20 protein-coding genes are annotated in these 18,459 nt (G+C 45.3%); 5 read left to right on the top strand and 15 right to left on the bottom strand.

Annotated features, from left to right (window positions below; genetic code table 11):
• Positions 1-224: 224 nt before the first annotated feature.
• The 10 genes from LZU85_RS18960 to LZU85_RS18915 all read right to left on the bottom strand — a co-directional run bounded on the left by LZU85_RS18960 (position 225) and on the right by LZU85_RS18915 (position 9,701).
• Entirely contained in the window at positions 225-1,358 is a 1,134-nt protein-coding gene (locus tag LZU85_RS18960) for a flagellin (RefSeq protein ID WP_237288113.1), read from the bottom strand.
• Between the two features lie 264 nt (positions 1,359-1,622).
• On the bottom strand, positions 1,623-1,856 hold the full coding sequence (nqrM, locus tag LZU85_RS18955; protein WP_011079734.1) for a (Na+)-NQR maturation NqrM: 234 nt from the start codon (positions 1,854-1,856) through the stop codon (positions 1,623-1,625).
• A 19-nt stretch (positions 1,857-1,875) separates the two neighbouring features.
• Positions 1,876-2,883 (bottom strand): FAD:protein FMN transferase, encoded by a 1,008-nt coding sequence (locus LZU85_RS18950; protein ID WP_176297928.1) that lies wholly within the window; start codon positions 2,881-2,883, stop codon positions 1,876-1,878.
• Between the two features lie 170 nt (positions 2,884-3,053).
• A complete protein-coding gene (gene nqrF, locus LZU85_RS18945; protein WP_080536559.1) occupies positions 3,054-4,280 on the bottom strand; it encodes an NADH:ubiquinone reductase (Na(+)-transporting) subunit F in 1,227 nt (408 codons plus the stop codon).
• A 33-nt stretch (positions 4,281-4,313) separates the two neighbouring features.
• Complete coding sequence (gene nqrE / locus LZU85_RS18940; protein WP_039469569.1) at positions 4,314-4,910, bottom strand: NADH:ubiquinone reductase (Na(+)-transporting) subunit E; 597 nt, start codon at positions 4,908-4,910, stop codon at positions 4,314-4,316.
• Positions 4,911-4,917: 7 nt separating this feature from the next.
• Positions 4,918-5,550 (bottom strand): NADH:ubiquinone reductase (Na(+)-transporting) subunit D, encoded by a 633-nt coding sequence (locus tag LZU85_RS18935; protein ID WP_011150983.1) that lies wholly within the window; start codon positions 5,548-5,550, stop codon positions 4,918-4,920.
• Positions 5,550-6,320, bottom strand: a complete 771-nt coding sequence (locus tag LZU85_RS18930) for a Na(+)-translocating NADH-quinone reductase subunit C (protein ID WP_039469568.1) — start codon at positions 6,318-6,320, stop codon at positions 5,550-5,552. The genes LZU85_RS18935 and LZU85_RS18930 overlap by 1 nt, the downstream gene beginning before the upstream one ends.
• Positions 6,310-7,554 carry an NADH:ubiquinone reductase (Na(+)-transporting) subunit B gene (locus tag LZU85_RS18925; protein WP_080609201.1) on the bottom strand — a complete coding sequence of 415 codons (1,245 nt, stop codon included), beginning with the start codon at positions 7,552-7,554 and terminating at the stop codon, positions 6,310-6,312. The genes LZU85_RS18930 and LZU85_RS18925 overlap by 11 nt, the downstream gene beginning before the upstream one ends.
• Before the next feature lie 5 nt (positions 7,555-7,559).
• Complete coding sequence (locus tag LZU85_RS18920; RefSeq protein WP_237288112.1) at positions 7,560-8,900, bottom strand: Na(+)-translocating NADH-quinone reductase subunit A; 1,341 nt, start codon at positions 8,898-8,900, stop codon at positions 7,560-7,562.
• Between the two features lie 489 nt (positions 8,901-9,389).
• Complete coding sequence (locus LZU85_RS18915) at positions 9,390-9,701, bottom strand: BolA/IbaG family iron-sulfur metabolism protein (RefSeq protein ID WP_176297930.1); 312 nt, start codon at positions 9,699-9,701, stop codon at positions 9,390-9,392.
• Between the two features lie 205 nt (positions 9,702-9,906).
• Between LZU85_RS18915 and LZU85_RS18910 the strand changes: the two genes are divergently transcribed.
• The 4 genes from LZU85_RS18910 (at position 9,907) to LZU85_RS18895 (ending at position 13,689) form a co-directional block, all read left to right on the top strand.
• Entirely contained in the window at positions 9,907-11,037 is a 1,131-nt protein-coding gene (locus LZU85_RS18910) for a methyltransferase (RefSeq protein WP_237288110.1), read from the top strand.
• Between the two features lie 80 nt (positions 11,038-11,117).
• Positions 11,118-11,687, top strand: a complete 570-nt coding sequence (locus LZU85_RS18905; protein ID WP_237288109.1) for a YajG family lipoprotein — start codon at positions 11,118-11,120, stop codon at positions 11,685-11,687.
• Positions 11,687-12,232, top strand: a complete 546-nt coding sequence (locus LZU85_RS18900; RefSeq protein WP_176297933.1) for a peptidylprolyl isomerase — start codon at positions 11,687-11,689, stop codon at positions 12,230-12,232. The genes LZU85_RS18905 and LZU85_RS18900 overlap by 1 nt, the downstream gene beginning before the upstream one ends.
• 56 nt (positions 12,233-12,288) lie before the next feature.
• The gene (locus tag LZU85_RS18895) at positions 12,289-13,689 is read left to right on the top strand and encodes an AmpG family muropeptide MFS transporter (protein ID WP_176297934.1); all 1,401 of its coding nucleotides are present in this window, start codon (positions 12,289-12,291) and stop codon (positions 13,687-13,689) included.
• Between the two features lie 118 nt (positions 13,690-13,807).
• Here the strand turns inward: LZU85_RS18895 and LZU85_RS18890 are convergent, their stop codons facing one another.
• The 3 genes from LZU85_RS18890 to LZU85_RS18880 form a co-directional block, all read right to left on the bottom strand.
• Positions 13,808-14,494: a ChrR family anti-sigma-E factor gene (locus tag LZU85_RS18890; protein ID WP_176297935.1), complete on the bottom strand. Its 687-nt coding sequence runs from the start codon at positions 14,492-14,494 to the stop codon at positions 13,808-13,810.
• Positions 14,491-15,084, bottom strand: coding sequence for an RNA polymerase sigma factor (locus LZU85_RS18885; protein WP_176297936.1), 594 nt, complete (start codon positions 15,082-15,084; stop codon positions 14,491-14,493). The genes LZU85_RS18890 and LZU85_RS18885 overlap by 4 nt, the downstream gene beginning before the upstream one ends.
• A 110-nt stretch (positions 15,085-15,194) precedes the next feature.
• Positions 15,195-15,788 (bottom strand): LON peptidase substrate-binding domain-containing protein, encoded by a 594-nt coding sequence (locus LZU85_RS18880; RefSeq protein WP_237288108.1) that lies wholly within the window; start codon positions 15,786-15,788, stop codon positions 15,195-15,197.
• A 309-nt stretch (positions 15,789-16,097) separates the two neighbouring features.
• On the opposite strand from LZU85_RS18880, the gene LZU85_RS18875 reads away from it, so the two are divergent.
• Positions 16,098-16,880 carry a nucleoside-specific channel-forming Tsx family protein gene (locus LZU85_RS18875; RefSeq protein ID WP_176297938.1) on the top strand — a complete coding sequence of 261 codons (783 nt, stop codon included), beginning with the start codon at positions 16,098-16,100 and terminating at the stop codon, positions 16,878-16,880.
• 98 nt (positions 16,881-16,978) lie between these two features.
• On the opposite strand, the gene LZU85_RS18870 is transcribed toward LZU85_RS18875, so the two are convergent.
• Both LZU85_RS18870 and LZU85_RS18865 read right to left on the bottom strand, forming a co-directional pair.
• Positions 16,979-17,881: a Dyp-type peroxidase gene (locus LZU85_RS18870; protein WP_237288107.1), complete on the bottom strand. Its 903-nt coding sequence runs from the start codon at positions 17,879-17,881 to the stop codon at positions 16,979-16,981.
• Positions 17,882-17,943: 62 nt separating this feature from the next.
• The gene (locus LZU85_RS18865; RefSeq protein ID WP_011079821.1) at positions 17,944-18,420 is read right to left on the bottom strand and encodes a DUF2919 domain-containing protein; all 477 of its coding nucleotides are present in this window, start codon (positions 18,418-18,420) and stop codon (positions 17,944-17,946) included.
• Between the last annotated feature and the right edge of the window lie 39 nt (positions 18,421-18,459).

Raw genomic sequence — 18,459 nt, 5'->3', positions numbered from 1 at the left:
AACGGCTCGGTTTGGAAATCCTTTAGGAAAAAAATGCGATTTTTTTGAAAAAAGTTTGTTTGAAGGGGTTTTCGTGATTAAAGCGGTAAAAAGTATAAAAACATCAAAAATAGGACTAAAGATTTGAATGGTACTGTCGATAAGAGCTGTTCACTTTTTTTCAGCCCACTCCTACTCACTTACTCTCTTTTGTATCGCAAGCTCTGTGCCAGTCACTCCGGCGCTTATCCCAGCAAGGTCAACGCGAGATTCGGCCCTTTTTTCGCCTGCGCCAAAATAGAAGTACTGACTTGCTGTAGGATCTGTTGTTTGACCATGCGCGTGGTTTCCTTCGCATAGTCTGTATCTTGAATTCGACTGTTTGATGTCGCCAAGTTTTCGTGAATGTTGTCGAGGTTATTAATCGCATGGCTGAAGCGGTTTTGATATGCCCCTAGCTCAGCACGATGACTATCGACGTATTTCATCGCGGTATCAAGGACCGCCACTGCTTGTTGAGCGCCACCGACAGACGTAATGTCGATATTATCCACCGCATCGTAACCTTTTAGCTGAAAACCTAGTTCACTGGCTAAGTCTCCTGAAAACGATAACGTTCCTGAGGTTTCTTCGCCGGCCATAAACAACTGTAACTGGCCTTCTTCATTTACCGATGCCGTGACTTTGTCAGTCTGACCATTAATGTAGGTCGCAAGCTCTTCGATATCATCGCCGGCTTTCGCATTAATTTGGATCGTTTCCGTTTCACCAAAACGATTCGTGAATGACATGCTAAGCGCATTCGCCCCCTCTTTTACTTGCCAATCAGAATGGGCACGTCCGTTTGCAATGTAACTGAAGCCACCCATATCAATACCATCACTGCGCATCGACTTCAGTTGCACTTGTACCGCTTCACCTGACGCTGCCCCTATCTGAAAGGCAGCCGAGCCAAAGGAACCATTGAGCAATTTACGCCCACCGAACGAGGTGGTTTCTGCGATACGGTTCAACTCGTCATTTAACGCGGTCATTTCTTCTTGTAAGGCAATTCTTTCAGCATGGCTATTGGAACCATTGGCGGATTGCAATGAAAGATCACGCATCCTTTGGAGGATATTAGTGGTTTCATTCATTGCCCCTTCCGCAGTCTGCATAATGGAGATGCCATCATTGGCATTTCGCACCGCGATATCTAAACCACGCATTTGCGACTGAAGACGATTCGAAATTTGCAGCCCTGCCGCATCGTCTTTTGCACTATTAATACGCTTCCCTGAAGACAAACGCTCCAAGGATTGATTCAGCATGTCGGTTGCATTCGCCAGGTGTCGCTGAGCGACCAATGCAGAAACGTTGGTATTAACGGTGATGGCCATCTTTCCTCTCGATAAAGACGTTGCTTTGCCTTCTTTATCGACTAAAGATTGGATTGCTTTAGTTATTTAATGGAACAACAGTGAGGAAGTAGCAGAATGAGTGGAGTCAATTAAAAAGTGAGTTTTCAAGTCACGCCATCAACAAGTGAAGTGTTTTGGCGAGAAACAAAAATCCGAGTCGCTCAATGAACTCGGATTTCTTATAGTGTTGGCTAGCTTAATTCAAATGGCATGAGTAGAGAGCATAAGTGCTATCCACTCACATCAAGCGATGCGGTCTTTGTCCCACTGAGCCAATTTTTCCGCGCGCGCGGCTTCACGTGCTTCGCGTTTTTTACGCGCATCACAGGGCTCAGGGCAGTTACACACTTTTTCAATGCCAACAGCACCCAGACCGCCACAGCTTCCCTTCACCACCTTTTTCTGGAAGATGTAGCCTACTGCCATGGCGGCAATCACGGCGACAAACACACCAAAGGTAATTAGAAATGTACTCATATCAACAAACCTATATCACTTACTGATTCTTCAAATATGGCTTATACGCTTCAGAAGCGATTTCTGTAAAGCCATCATCTGTTTTCACGATCATTAGCACTGGGATGCTATTTTGATTAGCGATCTCAATGCCTTTTTCTTCACCCAACACCATTAGACCGGTTGCGAGACCATCTGCTGTCATCGAGGATTTGTCTAACACGGTGACAGAAACCACTCTATGGTTAATTGGCATGCCTGTTTCTGGGTTAATGATGTGAGAATAACGAATACCATCACGCTCAAAGTAGTTACGGTAATCACCGGAAGTCGCGATCGCCATATCACCCGGTTCGATAATATCTTGGATAGCGCGCTCTTCTACCGACGGCTTTTCAATCGCGATACGCCAAGGCACCCCTTCACGGTTAACCCCTTTTAAGCGAATTTCACCGCCGATTTCGACCATGTAGTTTTGTACGCCCTGAGATTGAATATAGTCTGCAACCACATCAACGCCCCAACCTTTCGCAATCGTCGACAGATCCACATAGAGGTTAGGCAAGGTTTTGATCAACGTGTTATCAACAACCGACAAATGCTCAATGCCGGTTTGCGCTTTACGTTCCGCTAAATCGTCAGCACTCGGCACAACATCACGACGCGCTTCAGGACCAAATCCCCACAAGTTAACCAAAGGTCCAACGGTGACATCCAATGCCCCCAAGGTCAAATGATTGAGACGAATCGCTTCCTTAACAACGGTGGCCGTTTGTTGAGAAACCGCAAACGGCGCAGAATCGCGAGACTGATTAAAACGGCTCAATTCAGAGGTTTTTCGGTACGTCGACATCTGATCGTTAACTTCTTCTAGCAAACGGTCGATCTCTTGCTGAAGTACGTCCGGCTTTGGTAAACCTTCTTGAGTGATGTATTTGATATTGTAAGTCGTGCCCATCGTTGGGCCGCTAAGATGTACCTGCTCTGCGGGCTTTTCGCAACCAGCAAGTACCAATAGAGAAGCGAAAGCAACAAGCCACTTTTTCACTTGTTAAACTCCTATTGTTATTAAATGGATATGGAAAATAGGTTCACGGTTAACGCACCGATTTTCTATGGCCATTTGGCGCACTATTCAAAAAAAGAAAAAAGAATAGCGAGGAAAAAAGAATGGCTGGCTCCTACGAGCCAGCCATAGTTTCAATGGGTTAGATGAAATTAACCACCGAAGTCATCCAGTAGGATGTTTTCATCTTCAACACCGAGATTTTTCAGCATGCCGATAACAGCCGCGTTCATCATCGGTGGACCACACATGTAGTATTCACAATCTTCTGGTGCATCGTGATCACGCAGATAGTTTTCGTAAAGCACATTGTGGATGAAGCCTGTGTAACCATCCCAGTTATCTTCTGGAAGCGGATCAGACAGTGCACAGTGCCATACGAAGTTATCATTCTCAGCCGCTAGGCCATCGAAGTCTTCTACGTAGAACATTTCACGCTTAGAACGCGCACCGTACCAGTAAGACATCTTACGCTTAGACTTCAAACGCTTCAGTTGGTCAAAGATATGAGAACGCATAGGAGCCATACCTGCACCACCACCGATGAAGACCATTTCTGCATCTGTATCTTTCGCGAAGAACTCACCAAATGGACCAGAAATCGTACACTTATCACCTTCTTTTAGTGACCAGATGTAAGAAGACATCTGACCCGGTGCTACGTCTGGGTTATTTGGCGGCGGAGTCGCGATACGTACGTTTAGCATGATGATGCCGAACTCTTCAGGGTAGTTCGCCATTGAGTATGCACGGATGATGTCTTCTTTTACGATAGACTCGTAACGGAACAGGTTAAACTTGTCCCAGTCACCGCGGTACTCTTCTGGTACGTCGAAATCTGCGTATTTCACGTGGTGAGCTGGTGCTTCAATCTGGATGTAACCACCAGCACGGAAAGGTACTGATTCGCCATCTGGAATTTGTAGCTTAAGCTCTTTAATGAATGTTGCTTTGTTATCGTTAGAGATAACCGTACATTCCCACTTTTTCACGCCGAAGATTTCTTCTGGTAGCTCGATGTCCATGTCTGTTTTCACAGCCACCTGACACGCTAGACGCTCACCTTCACGCGCTTCACCCTTAGTGATGTGATCCAACTCAGTTGGAAGGATATCACCACCACCGCTCTTCACTTTTACGCGACACTGACCACAAGAGCCACCGCCACCACAAGCAGAAGAAACGAATACACCTGAACCAGCTAACGCGCTTAGTAGCTTGCCACCTGGAGAAGTTACGATCGCCTTATCGGCGTCGCCGTTGATAGATATTGTAATGTCACCTGTTGGTACAAGCTTAGACTTAGCGAAAAGAATCACTAGTACTAGAGCCAGTATAATCAAGGTAAACATCACTACACCAAAAATAATAGTAGACATTAACTATTCCTTATTTGCTGCGGTTTACCCGACTTACAGTTGAACACCAGAGAAAGACATAAAGCCTAACGCCATCAAACCTACAGTGATAAAGGTAATGCCTAAACCACGCAGACCAGGAGGGACATCTGAGTACTTCATCTTCTCACGGATACCTGCAAGGGCAACAATCGCGAGCATCCAACCCACACCTGCACCGAAACCATAAACAACAGATTCAGCAAAGTTGTAGTCACGTTGTACCATGAAAGATACACCACCGAAGATCGCACAGTTTACTGTGATCAGCGGTAGGAAGATGCCTAGCGCGTTGTACAGAGGCGGGAAGAAACGGTCAAGAATCATCTCTAGAATCTGTACGAGTGCCGCAATTACACCGATAAAGGTGATGAAGTTTAGGAAGCTCAGATCCACGCCGTCGACGAGCGCGTTTTCCTTAAGTACTAAGTTGTAAACCAAGTTGTTCACTGGTACAGCAATAGTCAAAACAACCACTACTGCAACACCTAGACCGAAAGAGGTCTTCACTTTCTTAGATACCGCCAAGAAGGTACACATACCCAAGAAGAAAGACAGAGCCATGTTCTCGATGAAAATCGATTTAATTAACAGACTGATGTAATGTTCCATGTTGCCCTTACTCCTTCGCTTCTACTTGCTCTGGTTTGAACGTACGAATCGCCCAAATCATGAAGCCGATTAGGAAGAATGCAGATGGCGCTAGAAGCATCAGACCATTTGGCTGATACCAACCACCATTGTTTACTAGTGGTAGTACTTCCATACCAAACAACTTACCGCTACCGAATAGTTCACGGAAGAAGCCCACAGTAATAAGAACAAAACCATAGCCAAGACCGTTACCAATACCGTCGATCAGCGATGGAACTGGTGCAGATTTCATCGCGAACGCTTCTGCACGACCCATTACGATACAGTTAGTAATGATAAGACCTACGAATACCGATAGCTGTTTAGAGATATCGTACAAGTAAGCTTTCAAGATCTGGTCTACCACGATTACTAGAGATGCGATGATCGCCATTTGAACGATGATACGCACACTGTTAGGGATGTGGTTACGGATTACAGAAACAAAGAAGTTAGACAATGCAGTTACAAACGTTACCGCTAGTGTCATAACAAACGCTGTTTCTAGTTTGGTAGTTACTGCAAGCGCAGAACATACACCAAGAACTTGGAGCGCAATTGGGTTGTTATCCAATACTGGCGCAAGAATGCTCTTTTTAATGTTTTGTGCACTAGACATTAGTTCAGACCTCCATCACGCACTTTTGCTAGGAATGGACCAAAGCCCATATCTCCCAACCAGAAGTCGAATGTACCTTGAACACCATTACCCGTCAGTGTCGCACCTGATAGGCCATCGACACCGTGCTCAGAACCTACTGGCGCACCACCTTTCACTACCTTGATGGCTGGCTTGTGGTTTTCGTCAAACAGTTTCTTGCCTACGAACTGTGCACGCCAAGATGGGTTTTCAACTTCGCCACCTAATCCCGGAGTCTCACCCTGTTCATAGTAAGTAATGCCATTCACAGTGTTACCATCCGTTTGTACTGCAACAAATGCGTACATCATTGACCATAAACCAGTGCCATGTACTGGCAAAATCAACTGTTCGGTTTTACCTTCGTTCTTAACAAGGTAAACCACGCCAACATTTGCACGACGGATGATCTTAGCTTTGTCTTGTTCAGCGGTCAGCTTGATTGACTGAGCAGGATCTTTTGCTGCTGAACGCTGATCATATTTAGCTGCATTACCGTCAACGAAGTTGCCAGTATTGAGATCCACTAAACGTGGCTCAATGTACTCGCCGTAAAACTCTCTCACTTGAGCTGGCGTTGATGCTTCAATGCCGGCCACTTGAAGAATTTTTGTTTGCTTGTCTAGCACAGCGTTGTCTTGCTGCTTGCTACGCAAACCCACGGCTGCTGTTGATACTACGATTGAACAAACAAGGCTCAACCCGACAACAACACCCAGCGTCTTTTTAATGCTGTCATTACTTGCCATAGCGTGCTTGTCTCCGCTTGATGTTCTTCTCAACCACTAGATGGTCAAACAGTGGTGCAAACAGGTTCGCGAATAGAATCGCCAGCATCATACCTTCTGGGTATGCTGGGTTAACAACACGAATCATGACACACATTGCACCGATAAGAATGCCGTACCACCACTTACCTTTGTTGGTAAATGAAGCCGATACTGGGTCGGTTGCCATAAAGAACATACCGAATGCAAAACCACCTAAAACTAGGTGCCAGTGCCATGGCATGCTGAACATTGCGTTAGTATCAGAACCGATCACGTTGAACAATGTCGATACGACGATCATACCGATCATTACGCCGGCAATGATGCGCCAAGATGCGATTCTCATGTAAACGATCATTGCTGCACCGATCATCAATGCAAGCGTAGAAACTTCGCCGATTGAACCTGGGATGTTACCGATAAACGCGTCTAGCCACGTGATTGGCGCACCAGTCACTGTGTTTACTAGTGCACTGTTGCCGCCTTGAGCCCACTGGCTTAGCGCAGTTGCACCAGAGAAGCCGTCCGCTGCTGTCCACACTACGTCACCCGAAATTTGCGCTGGGTAAGCGAAGAATAGGAAAGCACGACCTGCTAACGCTGGGTTCAGGAAGTTACGACCAGTACCACCAAAGATCTCTTTAGCAACCACAACACCAAAGGTAATACCTAGCGCTGCTTGCCATAGAGGTAGCGTTGGAGGAACGATCAATGCGAAAAGGATCGAGGTTACGAAGAAACCTTCGTTAACTTCGTGCTTACGCACCATACAGAATAGCACTTCCCAGAAACCACCAACGAGGAATACCGTTGCGTAGATTGGTAGGAAGTAGGTTGCACCAAGCAACATCTTACTACCCCAGCTTGCGTCAGCAGAAATCGTTCCGCCCAGCATCTCGGTTAGCCAGTAGTGCCAGTTACCTGCAATGATTTGCGCCAGTTGATCACCAGCGTACATGTGGTTTAGAGCCGCGATCGCTTGGCCACCAGCGTTGTACATACCCCAGAACATTGCTGGGAACACTGCAAACCAAACCATGATCATGATGCGTTTTAGGTCAACGCTATCACGAACGTGTGAGCTCTTTTTCGTCACCAAACCTGGCGTGTAGAATAGCGTTGCCGCAGCTTCGTACAGAGCAAACCATTTTTCGTGTTTGCCGCCTGGTTCAAAGTGGTGTTCGATGTCTTCAAGAAACTTCTTAAGGCCCATGAAACTTACCCTTCCTTCTCAATTGTATTCAGGCAGTCACGTAGTAGTTGACCGTACTCGTATTTACCTGGGCATACAAAGGTACACAATGCTAGGTCTTCTTCATCCAGTTCCAGCGCACCCAGTGCTTGAGCACTGTCGGTATCGCCTGCACACAGATCACGAAGCAGCAAAGTAGGTTCCATATCAAGTGGCATTACGCGCTCGTAGTTACCAATTGGAACCATTGAACGATCACTACCGTTTGTGGTGGTTGTCATATTAAACAACTGACCTTTAAACAGGTGACCAAGGAAAGAGCGGGTCACAGAGAACTTGTTCTTACCAGGCATTGCCCAACCAAACAAATCTTTGTCACGACCTTCACGCAGAACAGAAACCTGCAGGTGGTAACGACCCAAGTAAGCGTGAGGTCCCGTGGCATGAGTACCTGTTAGTACTGAACCAGAAATCACACGAACTTCACCTGGCATCATTTCACTGTCAGTTAACTCATCCAAGCTTGCACCCATAATGGTGCGAACTAGGCGTGGGTTATTCACAACAGGACCTGCCAGAGAAACAACACGGTCAGTGAATAGTTCACCGGTTAGGAACAACTGACCAAACGCGATCACGTCTTGGTAGTTAATGCTCCATGCCACGTTGTTTGCATTCACTGGGTAGAGGAAATGCATGTGGGTACCCGCTAGACCAGCAGGGTGTGGGCCGTCAAATACGTGCTCTTCCACATTAGATTGAGAAGAACGAGGCAAACTCGTACCAGATTTACAAACGTAAACCTTCTCTTCTGTTAGGGCTGAAAGCACATCCAAACCAGCAACAAACGCTTCCGCTTGTTCATTGATGATCAACTCAGGCTTCGCTGCCAATGGATTGGTATCCATTGCGGTAACGAAAATCGCTTTAGTTGTCGATTCAATTGCTGGAACCTTGCTGAACGGACGAGTACGCAGAGCGGTCCAAAGGCCAGATTCAACCAACTGAGTTTTGATCACTTCGCGATCAAGACCTGCTAGTTGAGAGGCTTCAAACTTATCAAAGGTCACCTGCTCGTCGCCTGCCACTTCAATCACAACAGATTGAAGTACACGCTTCGCGCCACGATTCACTTCGATAACTTTACCACTCACTGGAGAAGTAAATTTCACGCCAAGGTTCTTTTTGTCTTCAAAAAGAACTTGGGCTTTCTTCACTTCATCACCAACGCGAACATGCATCGTAGGACGCATGCTAACGTACTCTTCGCCAAGCAAGGCGACTTTTGTGATGGATTTACCATCATTAATCACCTGGGAAGGAGCTCCTGCGATAGGAAGGTCCAAACCCTTCTTTATTGTAATCATACGCACTTGCACTACTTTTATCGGGAAAAAGATTCTTTATGATTGCGTAACTTTTAGACACGACATCAGTGTCCGGTTTTGGCGATGTTTTAAACGCCAAAATCGCAACATCCTATTAAAAATCACTTCACAGTTTAGTGAAGAGATTTATCAGGTGCGATAGTTTAGCATCTTTTCCAAACGCGATGCCATGACCAATAAACGCATTAGCCGTATTATTTGGAAAGAATTGATAGATATAGGCTAACTATTGTTCATAACTTTGACATGTCGCACAAATGGCCCAAAACCATCGTGCCAGATGAATAGGTGAAATTCATAGTTTGAAACATCCTATTCATTCCGTTCATTTGTTGAAACAGTGTTAACGCATTTCTTAACCAAATTTGTCACGCAATTTGTCGATTTTGTACACATAGAAAAAAAGATGGCTTGACCATCTTTTTGAATAGAACAACTGAAAATTTAACACTTCAGGTTATAAATCGCTCAATGACTGGTACCACCCATACACATAGGGCTATCTGGCGCGCCATCTCGCTGTAGTTTCCATTCCTGAACAGTATAGGTATGAATCGCCAAAGCGTGGATGTTATTTTCCAGTTCATTCGCTAAAGCTTGATTCACTAAACGATGTCTAGCGATCAATCTTTTACCTTCAAAAAGATCGCTCACCACAATCACTTTAAAGTGACTTTCCGAACCCGGTGGTACATTGTGCATGTAGCTTTCATTCACCACACTCAAGTGACTAGGTTCAAATGTATGGTGTAATTTTGTCTCTATGATTTCTTGAATCATATTCAAACCCTCTCTCTCACCAACTTAAAAAGTATAAGTCGAACTAATGCGAAATTTCATACATACACAAAAAACGAGCCTTCATTCTAACAATGTCTTAGGTGTTAGACGAAGATCCCTAAGTGTTTTTTGTTAGCTGTGCCTATCTTGTTTGCTATCCTTCTGCGAGAATATCGTTAAAACTCAATGAAAAAAATACCATTGCATGAAAACCGAACTCAATCTCTTTGACCGACAGCTTACCCTATTCAGATACCCAAACAACGCCAATGAAACCCTGCAAGCATGGGACGCAGGCGATGAATACTTGATCAATTATGTAGAAGAGTTGGCTTTAGACTCCCCACAGAATATTCTTATCCTGAACGATCACTTCGGTGCTCTTTCGTGCTGGTTTTCAGCTCAACACCAAGTCACTATGATGAGCGATTCTTTTATTTCTCAACAAGGGACAAAAGAAAATTTACTACGAAATCAATGCCGTGAAGTAAAGCTACTGACCACACTAGACGCAATTCCAACAGAGACCAGTTTGGTGTTAATTCAGCTTCCCAAAAACAACCGTCATTTGACTTGGCAGTTAACTCAATTGCGGAAAACACTCTCACCAGACGTTCCAGTAGTCGCTGTTAATAAAGCCAAAGAAATTCATACCTCAACCCTCAAACTGCTTGAAAAGTATCTAGGGACCACAAAAACCTCCCTTGCTTGGAAAAAGCATCGTCTCGTTTTTTGCCAAGCAGACTGTGCGCAAATGAATGACATCAGCCCAGTGACTCGTTGGAATGTTGAAGAACACAAGATGACACTCAACAACTTGCCAAACGTCTATTCTGGTGAGAGTCTCGATTTGGGCGCGCGTTTTATGCTCGAGCACATCCCGCAAGATGATAACCTCAAGCACATTATCGATTTAGGCTGTGGTAACGGGGTGTTATCCGTCAAAGCCGCTCAGCTCAACCCGAAGGCGACATTAACCTTGGTGGATGAGAGCTATATGGCGGTTGAGTCCGCTCGCCTCAATTTACAAGAAAATGTCACAGCGCCATTGAATGCTGAGTACATTGCCAATAACTGCCTTGATGGATTTGAGCCAGATTGTGCCGATCTTGTGCTTTGCAATCCTCCGTTCCATCAACAGCAAGCCATAACGGATCATATTGCATGGCAAATGTTCTGCGATGCCAAGAAAGTACTGAGGAAACGGGGCAAGCTGCAGGTGATTGGTAATCGCCATTTGGGTTATGACGCCAAACTCAAACGCCTTTTTGGTGACAAGAATGTGAAATTAGTCGCTTCGAATAGTAAGTTTGTGATTTTACAGGCAACTAAATAGCCTGCTAGTTTTAATTAAAGACAATCTTCACTTTAATATACGTTTACGGTCAGCTTCTGCTGCTAGAAAAGGAATACACGATGAAAAAATTGGTTTTAGCTGCGTCTATCGCACTACTTTCTGCTTGTTCAGCCCCTCAACCAGAACAACTTAATCTTGCGCCAACCGCAACATTAAGCGCCAATCCTATGGTGCAGAACAAAACGTACAGCATGACCAGTAAAGATGTACGCGCAGCTCAATACGTCGCACTTATTGACAGTGGCCGTTCAAACATCCTGCCTTTGCATGCGAAGCAGAATATGCGAATCACATTAGAAACACTGCTACAGCAACAATTTGCCTCACAGGGCTACAAAGCCGATTTGAATAGCAACAATCTGATTAGCCTTGAAGTTCAGGAAGTGCTCGTCAATGTAAAACATTCTGTGATGGAAAACGAGATGGACGCGAAAGTGATTCTTGAAGTCACCGCAGAAACCCCGAAAGGCAAGCTAGCCAAAACCTATAACGGTGCAGCAAGCCGCAGCGGCATGTTAAGCGCCTCTGATCAAGAAGTTGAAAAGGTACTCAATGATGTGATCACTTTGGTGCTTGCTGAAATCGCCAATGATCAAGAATTGCAAGGTTACATGAAGGAACGTTTCTAATGATGAGAGTCATCTGCACAACATTAGTATTAACCAGCAGCCTCGCTATCGCGGGGCCTAAAGTCGAGTTTGAAACATCACTAGGCAATTTCACAGTCGAACTCAACGATGAAAAAGCGCCAATTACCGTCGAAAACTTCGTAAAATACGTAAAAGACGGCAGTTACGTTGGTTCGCAATTTCACCGTGTCATTCCAGGCTTTATGGCGCAAGGTGGTGGCTTTGACGAGAAAATGAATCGTTTACCGAGCTACGCACCAATCAAGAATGAAGCGAGTAATGGCCTAAAAAACGTGACGGGCTCTATCGCGATGGCAAGAACGCAAGATCCTAACTCTGCTACGCGCCAGTTTTTCATAAACTTCGCTGACAATGACTTCCTAGACTACAATCGCCAACCTCCGGGTTACGCGGTGTTCGGTCAAGTGACCAAGGGCTTCGAAGTCATCCAACAAATGGCGACAAAACCCACCAAAAGCCAAGGACAAATGAGAGATATTCCCGTGGAACCTATCGTAATCACTAAGGCCACACTGCTCCCATAAATATCCCCGCCCTTTGCAATACAAGGGGCGTATTCTACTAACTACAAGGATAGGTTATGTCTTCACCACAAACGCTTTCTTGGCGTGAAACGGTTCAGAGTTATCTTGATCGACGCTTGCTTTGGGTCTTTATGCTGGGCTGCTCCAGTGGTTTCCCTTGGGTACTGATCGGCTCTAATATGTCTGGTTGGCTCAAAGATGCCGGATTGACTCGTGCCGCCATCGGCTACTTTGGCAGTGTCTTTGCTGTGTACGCCATTAACTTTCTTTGGGCACCTTTGGTCGACCGAGTAAAGCTTCCTTTACTTCATCGCTCTTTGGGTCAACGCCGTAGTTGGATATTTCTCTGCCAATCCTTTGTACTGATTTGTACTTTGTTGATCGCGGGAGTCAATCCGGCCAACAATCTCATGCTGACGTCAGCACTTGCACTTGGCATCGCCATCGCTTCAGCAACACAGGATATCGCTATCGACGCTTTCCGTATCGATACCTTCCCGAAATCCGATTCATCCAAACTGCCACAAGCATCGGCGATGGCCGTTATTGGTTGGTGGACGGGTTACTCTTTACCGGGTTACCTCGCCTTTATCAACGCCGATTCAATCGGCTGGAACGGCGTGTATTACGGCATGGCTGCCATTGTGGCTTTGTTGATGATCTTTACGCTTCTCGTCGGTGAACCAACAACTCGACGCGAAGCATTGCAACAGGAAGCAGAAGCTCGCCACAATCAGCTCGTCGGATCTAAAGTTGTAGCCTGGTTAAGCGTCACCGTTATTGAGCCTTTCCTAGATTTCTTCAAGCGTAATGGCGTGCGTGTCGCATTGACCTTGTTGTTGTTTGTATTCCTATTTAAGATTGGCGAAGCGTTCTTAGGCCGAATGTCGATCACTTTCTATAAAGAAGTGGGCTTTAGCAATGAGCAAATTGGCTATTACTCTAAGTTGCTGGGTTGGGGTATCACCATCTTCTTTACGCTGGTCGGCAGCATGATCAACGTGAAATTTGGTATTGTCCGTGGTTTGATGATTGGTGGCATCGCTATGGCAGCCAGTAACTTGATGTTCGCTTGGATGGCGCAAGTCGGTCCGAATGAAAATCTGTTCTTGGCGACGCTGATTGTCGACAACTTTACTTCTGCATTTTCAACGGTTGCCTTTGTCTCATTCTTAACCATGGTGACCGGACAAGCCTTCTCGGCGACTCAGTACGCACTGCTGGCATCACTGGGTAACTTTGGACGCACAACCCTTGCTTCGTTCAGTGGCGAGCTGGTTGACTATTTGAACAATTGGTCTGTGTTCTTCGTCATCACCGCACTGATGGTTATCCCAAGCTTGATCATGCTCTATTCGCTGCGTCACTACTTCCATGATTTGCTTGAAAAAGCCAAGAAAGAATCGAGTGAAGAGCCTCAAGCGGCCGATGAAAGTGCCGATGTTCGCCAGAGTTAACGTGCCCCTTTAAGTCACAGGTAAACACTGAGTACGAAGCATAAAAAAGGCTTGCATATCGCAAGCCTTTCTATATTTGGCGTCCTAAACAGGAGTTACTCCATATCAACCCACTTCGTTAAGGATAGAGCCCCTTACCAAACAGGTTAAATATGCGCGCGACGCCTTGGGTAAAAATCATCGGTTCGGTCAACACTGTTAAACAAAGACAATCTTGGTTTTGCTCAGTGCGTGGGCTGTGTTTCACGCTGGCGTCCCTTTGCAAAAAGTCCCCCACACGATATTCACCATCTTCATCGCTAAAACAGCCATGTAAGACTAGCGTTGTCTCTATGCCTTTGTGTGTATGCTGAGGAATTTGCACACCTTCACAAATGTACATCAGGTTCACTCTCGCCTCTTCTCCAAAATCGAGCTGCGAGCTGAACACTTTTCCACCATAGCTACGCCACTCACTCATCAAATCAGCATAACGACATAGCGTCTGAGGCAGCATAAATCGCTTCCCTTTCACTTCGATGTAGCGCGGTTCATAAACATCATGAACGTCAGCTTTGCTCTCGCTTTGGATAATGTCATCAAACATGGCGTCGAATAGCGACAGCTCAAAAGATGACGCGCTAATCTCATCCGCACTCTGTGTCTCTGCCACGAACACGTCTGCATGCTGAGTTTCAAATCCAGCAACAAGATCACGGCAATTGGGGCAAACTTCTAAATGAGTGGCAATCGCCAAACCAGAAACTGCGTCAATATCGCCGCTGGCATAGGCTTGTAGTAATGCGTTATTTGGATGTGTACTCATAATTTGTCCGCCTGCATCGTGTGTCTAAGCTTTTCAACTGCCAATCTCAGTCTCGATTTCACTGTCCCCAACGGAATATCAAACATCTCCGCGACTTGCTGGTGAGGTAGATCTTCAATATAGACCGCTTGAAGAACCTCTCGCTGGGCTTTGGGAAGACAATCAAGAAAGCGCATCACCTGCTCTTTCAACATGTCCTGCTCTGGGGAATAGCGATCAACCATATCCAGTGGGTAGTAGTCGGAAGGCCAGATGTCATCAGCGTGGATGTGCAAATCTTTGCCTTTCTGCTTTCTCAGCAAATCGAAACACAAATTACGAATGATGGTATACACCCACGTCGACAACGCACTCTTTTCCCCATCAAAAAGATGCGCTTTATGCCAAACGGTCGTCATTGTCTCCTGAACCATCTCGAGCGCAACTTGTTCGTTACCGACGTGCTTATAGGCAAATTGCTTCAACTTCGGTGCAAAGTGTTTAAACACTGTCGCAAACGCCAGCTTGTCTTTTTGTTTGACCCGTTCCATGCAGTCTGTCCAATCTTGCTTGGACATCGAACTCGGACCATCAGGCATATCACTCTGCATACCCTTTCCTTTTAAAAAACGACCCTTTCTCACATCTACGTAAACAGTATCTAATCAGATCACTATTAGAAGAGATTTGTTACCTCACTCCAATCATTTCTAGTGCCCTTTTAGTTCAGTTTAGCCTTTTCATCACGCGCAGCATTCTCTACAACCTCTGATAAAAAGTGCATCGCTGTGTGGCAATTCTCTGTCCCCGCCAAATGATCGAACTGCTCAACTGAGAGTGGTAATATTTCTAACCAACGCCTTGCCACCCAATTAGCATCTTGATAGAAGCACTCATTGTAGAGTTCGCCAAGCTGCGGGAAAGAGTGATGCACCTCTTGCAGTTGCTCACCAACAAAACGTTGTGGTGCGGATAAAAGCTCTTGAGGCCAATTTTCAAGAAAGTTTACTGTAGCAATACGTAACCCATCTTGCTCAATACGAATCGACTCGCTCATGAAACGCCGTAATCCGAGTACCGTGATACCGAGTAGGCCATCTGGCAAAGCATCAAAATCGACAATCTTCACTTCTGTACCCAAAGACGATAATTGACTCTTTCTTTGGCTGTTGTCGACAAGGCACATGCCGAAGCTCACATTGTGTTCACAACACCATTTGACCATCCGTTGATATCTAGGCTCAAAAATGCGTAATTTCATTTTTCCGTCCGGGAGCACCGTTGAGCTTAGAGGAAAAAGCATTAGCTCACTCATAATTCCTCCGTTCAAAATTCACGCTAGTTTGTACGCGCAAACCTTTACCTAGATCACAATAAACTCAAAGATTAACAATTCCCATACAACTCCCACTTTCAACAAAATCACAAATGCATCTAGATTTATAGCAAAAGAAAAGTTCCCGACTTTCGACCAAAAAGGAGATCTACATCACTCAAATTGATGAAAAATTGCACTCAAGTCACTTTTATTTGAGATTTAAATCGCTATGATGCGCGCAAATCGGAAAACATGTAGCGCAAGGATTAGCGTCTCAACCCGTTACAAATATAGAGAGTTCCCCTTATGCGTAAATCACTATTAGCTCTTGGTCTGTTAGCAGCAACTTCAGCACCAGTTATGGCCGCTGACTACTCAAATGGCGTTCGTGAGAATGATTACTCCTGGATGCAGTTCAATGTAATGCATACCATTGATGAGAAACCCGGTGATGCAAATCACACATACTTAGAAATGGAATTTGGCGGTCGCTCTGGCATTTTTGATTTGTATGGTTATGTTGACCTTTTCAATCCATCAAACAGCTCTAGTAGTGACAAGGATGGCGCAGATCGTCTGTTCCTTAAGTTTAACCCTCGCATGTCTTTAGATGCTGCAACGGGCAAAGATCTTTCTTTTGGTCCTATCCAAGAGCTATACATTGCTAGTGAAAACGTTGTAGATGGTGGTGACAATGGCTACAAAACAAAATGGGGTCTAGGCTCTGATGTAATGGTTCCATGGTTTGGCAAGATGCAGTTCAATTTGTATGCGCGCTATGATTTCCAAACGAAAGACTGGAATGGTTACCAAGTATCAACTAACTGGTTTAAACCATTTATGAACTTCGAAAATGGTTCGTTTATTTCTTACCAAGGTTATTTAGATTATGAATTTGGTATGGATGACAACAACGGAGCAAACTCGAGTGACGGTCTGGCTATGTTTAATGGCATCTACTGGCACGTAGATAACTTCGCTCTGGGCTACGGTCTAAAACTATACAGCGATGTATACGGAATTAAAGACTCATCAGCATTCCCTTCATCTGGTGTTGGTCACTACTTCGCAGCTACTTACAAGTTCTAATTGAACCAACTAAGTTCTTCAAAAATGGCGCCGATTGGCGCCATTTTTACATCTGGTATTGCTCAAAGTCTTGGAGTAATTGAGCATCCCTAGATAACTTATTTCACCGCTAATGCACTCAGCATTTCTTTCGATGGCGCGAAGAAATACGCACCGGTAACTGCTTTGGTGAAACGCAACAATTGGTCTGTTTTACCATCAGTGACACCATACATGCTCTCAAGCATCGCTTTGAAATTGTGCAATGTGTGGCAGTAGGCGATAAACAGCAAGCCATGCGAACCAGTCACACTGCCATACGGTAAGCTGTGACGAACAATCTTAAGCCCTTTGCCTTCTTCTTTAATGTCCACTCGACCAACGTGTGAAGCAGCAGGGACGTCGTCCAGCTCAATAGAATCTGGTTTGGTGCGGCCAATCACTTTCTCCTGAGCAGACACATTCAAACGATTCCAAGCAGGTAGGTTGTGCTCAAATCGCTGAACCATGACATAGCTGCCACCAGCAAACTCTCCGTCTGGGATCAACGCCACTTCCGCGCGCTTTTCTGCTTTCGGATTTTCAGTACCATCAACAAACATGGTCATATCGCGCGAATCAAGATAACGATACCCGTAGGTTTCATCGACGACAGTAATATCTTCTGCAACCTCTGACAGCAGTTTACGCAGCAAGTAGAAATGCAGGTCATGGCGTTTGGAATGACAATGCAGTAACACATCCACATCCGTTGAAGGCGCAACAATCTCCCCTTCACCCAATACAGGGAAATCGATCAGCTCCGCTGGCATCGCCATATCCAATTGCTGCCAAAACGACTTGCTAAACGCAATAGAAAGCGTCAACTCTGCATCAGGCTGAGATTGGTTGAACTCTTCAACCAGTGCTGGCAGCGATTGTAATTGAGCCAATACCTTTGCTGGATTGTGGTTGATTTTAAGCAAAGTGTATAACGCGAATGGGCCCGCTTCTGGCAGAATCGCCGTTTGAGCAAGTGACATAATAAACTCCTCTTTTTTGCCCCCAGTGTAGGGCGAAACTGACGGATAATTATTGATGATCGTCAGTTAAGGTTGTCGTCTGTGGGTAAATTAGGGACATGAAAACAATCTTTTACCCACTGACTATTGAATACGTAAATACCAAACCAAAGTAGTATTAATAGGGTTAACCCATTGGTCCAGCTAAACTCGCCATGTTCCAAATAAACATGGTAGGTCGTCTGCACAATTTGCCCTAACACCAAACATAAGGTGAAACCCCGTCCATAGTTGGTAAGTTTATCAATCCATTGGCGGCCGGGCTTTCTCAATCCCATAATCCACATCAGCAAAACACTTGGAATGCCAATCAGAAGACCTAAATAGAGGGTATGGTTATCAGGGTAAACAATTTGCAAGATCTTGCCGCCACTCTCGCGGCTTGCCCCTGCACCAGCAAAGACGACCCAAGCTCGGGCTAAAAAAAACCAACCAAACCAAAGCAACAAAGGCGCTTTGAGATAACCTTGGTTGTCATAATGATCTATCGAATATCGCAAAATCTAAATCTTAATCAATGGGACTCGCGACACTTTAAC

This window comes from Vibrio floridensis (genome assembly GCF_021852965.1).
Lineage (GTDB): Bacteria > Pseudomonadota > Gammaproteobacteria > Enterobacterales > Vibrionaceae > Vibrio > Vibrio floridensis.
The sequence above is the reverse complement of the archived record's forward strand: the minus strand, read 5'-3'. Positions and strand labels throughout refer to the sequence as shown.

Bases quoted from the DNA above. Each gene is read 5' to 3' on its own strand.
- nqrE (WP_039469569.1), bottom strand. From the start codon at position 4,910: ATGGAACATTACATCAGTCTGTTAATTAAATCGATTTTCATCGAGAAC.
- LZU85_RS18935 (WP_011150983.1), bottom strand. From the start codon at position 5,550: ATGTCTAGTGCACAAAACATTAAAAAGAGCATTCTTGCGCCAGTATTG.
- LZU85_RS18870 (WP_237288107.1), bottom strand. From the start codon at position 17,881: ATGTCACTTGCTCAAACGGCGATTCTGCCAGAAGCGGGCCCATTCGCG.
- LZU85_RS18960 (WP_237288113.1), bottom strand. From the start codon at position 1,358: ATGGCCATCACCGTTAATACCAACGTTTCTGCATTGGTCGCTCAGCGA.
- LZU85_RS18890 (WP_176297935.1), bottom strand. From the start codon at position 14,494: ATGAGTACACATCCAAATAACGCATTACTACAAGCCTATGCCAGCGGC.
- LZU85_RS18880 (WP_237288108.1), bottom strand. From the start codon at position 15,788: ATGAGTGAGCTAATGCTTTTTCCTCTAAGCTCAACGGTGCTCCCGGAC.
- nqrF (WP_080536559.1), bottom strand. From the start codon at position 4,280: ATGTCTACTATTATTTTTGGTGTAGTGATGTTTACCTTGATTATACTG.
- LZU85_RS18925 (WP_080609201.1), bottom strand. From the start codon at position 7,554: ATGGGCCTTAAGAAGTTTCTTGAAGACATCGAACACCACTTTGAACCA.
- nqrM (WP_011079734.1), bottom strand. From the start codon at position 1,856: ATGAGTACATTTCTAATTACCTTTGGTGTGTTTGTCGCCGTGATTGCC.
- LZU85_RS18920 (WP_237288112.1), bottom strand. From the start codon at position 8,900: ATGATTACAATAAAGAAGGGTTTGGACCTTCCTATCGCAGGAGCTCCT.
- LZU85_RS18905 (WP_237288109.1), top strand. From the start codon at position 11,118: ATGAAAAAATTGGTTTTAGCTGCGTCTATCGCACTACTTTCTGCTTGT.
- LZU85_RS18910 (WP_237288110.1), top strand. From the start codon at position 9,907: ATGAAAACCGAACTCAATCTCTTTGACCGACAGCTTACCCTATTCAGA.
- LZU85_RS18930 (WP_039469568.1), bottom strand. From the start codon at position 6,320: ATGGCAAGTAATGACAGCATTAAAAAGACGCTGGGTGTTGTTGTCGGG.
- LZU85_RS18900 (WP_176297933.1), top strand. From the start codon at position 11,687: ATGATGAGAGTCATCTGCACAACATTAGTATTAACCAGCAGCCTCGCT.
- LZU85_RS18895 (WP_176297934.1), top strand. From the start codon at position 12,289: ATGTCTTCACCACAAACGCTTTCTTGGCGTGAAACGGTTCAGAGTTAT.
- LZU85_RS18875 (WP_176297938.1), top strand. From the start codon at position 16,098: ATGCGTAAATCACTATTAGCTCTTGGTCTGTTAGCAGCAACTTCAGCA.
- LZU85_RS18885 (WP_176297936.1), bottom strand. From the start codon at position 15,084: ATGCAGAGTGATATGCCTGATGGTCCGAGTTCGATGTCCAAGCAAGAT.
- LZU85_RS18915 (WP_176297930.1), bottom strand. From the start codon at position 9,701: ATGATTCAAGAAATCATAGAGACAAAATTACACCATACATTTGAACCT.